Genomic DNA, 3,889 nt, shown 5'->3' on the forward strand with positions numbered 1-3,889 from the left:
TGACCAGGTTGGCCAGGTCGGCGCCCACGGTGCCCGCGGTGGCGATGGCGATCTTGCGGAGGTTCACGTCCTCGGCCGAAAAAAGTTGTTTTTCGGCGGGTGCTATTTTATGATAGCTGTGCTAAAAAAGTAGATGTGGTTTTATCCTTTCTTTCAGGTCAAGAAAATTCCAATGATTGCAACGATAAGGATGGGAGTTTTAAAAAAGGGGGTTGAAGTATAAATTACACTTTGTACAATATATATAGGGCGCCCGACGAGAAAAGAAAACGGAGGTTCTGACATGAACAATATGAGGATCTTTTCCATCGGAAAGATAGAAAACAATGAGAAAATGGTATGTATTAATCTAGACGAAAAGTATGCGAAGGGACTCAGGGGGTTAGATGGCTACAGTCATGTGCAGGTTCTTTGGTGGGCTGATGGCTGTGACAATGAATCTAGCAGAAATGTTTTGGTTGAAGAAAAGCCATATAAGAATGGTCCTAATGAGATTGGAGTATTTGCTTTACATTCTCCGGAAAGGCCAAACCCAATAGCGGTTTCAAACGTAAATATTGCTTATGTGGATGTAGAGCACGGAGTTGTCGGATTATATTATATCGATGCTTTTGACGGAACAAAGGTAATTGATCTCAAGCCTTATGTTCCAAGTGTTGATAGAATTGAAAACCCAAGTGTTCCTGAGTGGTGTAAACATTGGCCTAAGTCGTATGAAGAAAGTGGCAGGTTTGATTGGGAATCAGAGTTTAACTTTTAGGAGGCGCGTATGGCTCTTGCTGACTATATAAATAATAAGCCAACCATCGAAACGGATAAACTGATTCTTAGACCGATGATAGCTGCTGATGTTCCTGCACTCAAGGAATGGATGCCAGATAAATCAATCTATACCTATTGGGGAAAGGGTCCAAGTAAAGTGGAAAAAAATCCAGAGTTATTGTTTGAGAAAGAAGATACGCCGACAAAGAGCTTTCATCTTGGAATTGCCCAAAAGGATTCTAACAAGGTTATTGGTGATATCTGGGTTTATCTAATCGAGAATGACAGAATGGCTTCCATTGCAATCCGCTTATCAAAAGAATGCTATGGAAAAGGATATGGAACGGAAAGCTTATCTGCTATGACAAGATTTTGTTTTAAAAACACAGAACTTCAGAGAATCTGGACGGAAGTTGATGTGAAAAATGTAGCTTCTTGCCGAATATTAGAGAAGGCGGGATATACAAGGGAAGGATTAATCAGGCAAGGGAAGATGGTTAATACTTGGTGTGATTATTATATTTATGGCATCCTTGATTCTGATTTTTCTTAATGTATTACATGGTATCAAGAGATTGACAAATCCCGATTTGTTGAGCTGAATAGCACATACTCTCCGATAGGAGCAAGGTTGAAATACACCTTGCTCCTTTTCGTTTCCCAGTGGGTATTCATAGAGAATGAATAAAGAGGTCAGCTATGCACATCAATACTTATCTCGGACAGAGACTTGTTTTTTGAACCACAGGCACTTTCCTCGAAAGTGTCATAGTGGGTTACACAGTATAAAAAGGGCAAGGCAAACCGCCGCCTTTAGCTTCATTATGAAACCTTGCCCTCCGCGGGGTTCCTTTTTGTGTCCGGTCATGGGAGCTCCGTCGCATATACCAGGCCGCCCCGATGGCCCGGGCGATGAAGACTCTCCGCGCCCTCCGCCTGAATACGCTGCCCAAGGGTCACAGGCCCCCCCTCCCTTCTCTGCCTCCCAGTATAGCCGAACAGGAGCCCCTTTGGCAACCAAGCCGCCGTTTCCTTTTGTCAACCGCCGGTTGCCCCTCCGCTCTCCGGGTCAAAGAAGGCCGCCAGCCGGTCTTTCCCGCCGAACAGGTTGTTGTACTGGAGGCGCTGGTAGTCCTCAATCCGGGCGGTGAAATCGTTGGTCTCCAGATGGCTGTAGGCCCGGCCCGTCTGATCCACGTAGCCCACGAAGGTGAGGGCGGGCAGCTCCTCCTGGAGCTGCCACAGGAAGTCCCCGTAGGGGGTGCCCGCAATGCCCGCGTACCGCAGGAGGTACTGGCCCAGGAAGTTGAGGCTGGTCGTCTCCGGCCCCGTCCCGGGCAGGGGATAGTTGGCCCAGATGACAAAGGGCACATAGTATTTGCCCATATACTGCTCCATAGTCATCTGCTCCTGGGTGACGCCGTAGGCCAAATCCAGAAAGCCCTGCTCCACCGAGGGCTGGTGATCCCCGAACATAACCACGATGGTGGGCTCGTCAAAGGCCCGGAGATACTCCACCAGGGCGCGGAAGGCCGCGTCGGTCTTGCCCGCCAAGGTGAGGTACTGCTCCGCCATGGGGTACTCCCCCGGCGCGTCGGCTACGGTGATCTGCGCCGGGTAGTCCGGCACGGTATAGCCGCCGTGGTTCTGGATGGTGACGTTGAACAGGAACAGAGGCTTCCACTCCTCCTTGTGCTCAAGCTCCCAGATAATCTGTTCAAAGTCGGACTGGTCGCTGACGTAGCCGTGCTCGAAGGTCTGGGGCACATCCATGTCGTCGCCGCACTTGTAGGAGTCGAAGCCCAGCCGGGGGTAGGCCCGATCTCGCTGCCACGAGGCCCGCTCCCCAGGGTGGAAGGCCAGGGTGGAATAGCCCTCCGCCTTCAGAATGGAGGCCAGGGAGGCGGTGGGCCCCAGCACATACTGCTGGTAGGGGATGCTGCCCGAGGGCAGGAAGGCCATGGAGTTGCCGGTGAGGAACTCGAACTCGCTGGCGCTGGTGCCCGCGCCGAACACCGAGGTGTAGGCGTGGCCATACACCGCGTTGTCCAGGGAGCGGATGTAGTTGGTGACGCTGGCGCTGAGGGTCAGGTTTCCGTAGTCCTCAAAGTCGGCCCAGGACTCGTTCATGATGGCCACAATATTGGGCCGCTCCACGGAAACCGCCGCCGGCTCCGGCGGCTCCACGCCGGCCATGATCTGTTCCAGCCGCTCCGGCGTGACGTCCTCCGGCTCCTCCACCTCGAGGAACTCCGTGTTGCGGAGGAATACCGCCAGGCAGCCGCCAGCACGGTAGGAGCCGGCGGGGTCCCACACATCGGTCTTAACACCGAAACGCTCCAGCCGCCCGGTGGGGAACAGGAGCAGGAGGCAGGCCAGCCCCGCCCCCAGGCACACCAGCCGCAGGGGCCGCCGCGTTCCGGTGAGGCGCAGGCGGGCCTTGTGTTTCTCCGGATGGAGGAACACAACCAGGGCCGCCGCTAGGGCGACGGCCGCCAGCATCTGCCACGTGGGCGTAAAGCGGTAGCTCCCCGCCACATCGGCGGCGGTGCCCAGGGCGGAGAGATCCCAGGGCAGGATGGGGGTGCCCCGGAAGGACTGGACAAAGCAGTTGGCCGCGCCCCACGCACCAGCGGCGATGTGGATGCCGATGCAGCAGGGGGCGATGCGCCCGGTCAGACCACACAGGGGCCAGTACAGCAGGGCGATGCACAGGGCGTTGGCCAGCAGCGCCGGAAAGGGCATGGCCCAGGGCAGGACGCCGTAGGTGAACTGCATGAGCCAGGCGGCGGTGAACGGGGTCAGCAGCAGGAAGCCCGCCTGCCACAGGGCGTCGGTTGGAATCGAAATGCTTCGTTTCATGGGGTATTCTCCTGAATCTAAGGGTATAGTCTGTGATTATACCGCAGAATTTCCCCTCTGTCAAAAAAGGACGGACGGCGCCGAACCGGCGCACGTCCGTCCTTTTGCTGCTTTACGTCTCCTCCGGCGCCCCTGTGCGGCCGCCGAAGGCCTCGATGGCTCGCTCGTCGGCCTCCCGCTTCTCTTCAATGGCCTCTTTCAGTAACATGTCCTTGACCTTCATGAGGCGGATGGTGTTGGCGCGCTCGTTCTCGTCCAGCTTCAT

3 protein-coding genes are annotated in these 3,889 nt (G+C 54.9%); 2 read left to right on the top strand and 1 reads right to left on the bottom strand.

All coding sequences use genetic code 11. From position 1 onward, the window contains the following. The first annotated feature begins 283 nt into the window (after window positions 1-283). A complete protein-coding gene (locus ACESY8_RS19490; RefSeq protein WP_087360443.1) occupies window positions 284-760 on the top strand; it encodes a TrmO family methyltransferase domain-containing protein in 477 nt (158 codons plus the stop codon). A gap of 9 nt (window positions 761-769) precedes the next feature. Next, window positions 770-1,315, top strand: a complete 546-nt coding sequence (locus ACESY8_RS19495) for a GNAT family N-acetyltransferase (protein WP_082382945.1) — start codon at window positions 770-772, stop codon at window positions 1,313-1,315. Between the two features lie 485 nt (window positions 1,316-1,800). Here ACESY8_RS19495 and ACESY8_RS19500 read toward each other — a convergent pair whose 3' ends face one another. Further along, window positions 1,801-3,624, bottom strand: coding sequence for an LTA synthase family protein (locus ACESY8_RS19500; protein ID WP_434307804.1), 1,824 nt, complete (start codon window positions 3,622-3,624; stop codon window positions 1,801-1,803). Between the last annotated feature and the right edge of the window lie 265 nt (window positions 3,625-3,889).

The sequence above is a fragment of the Clostridium sp. ATCC BAA-442 genome, from assembly GCF_964239415.1.
Classification (GTDB): domain Bacteria; phylum Bacillota; class Clostridia; order Oscillospirales; family Oscillospiraceae; genus Flavonifractor; species Flavonifractor plautii.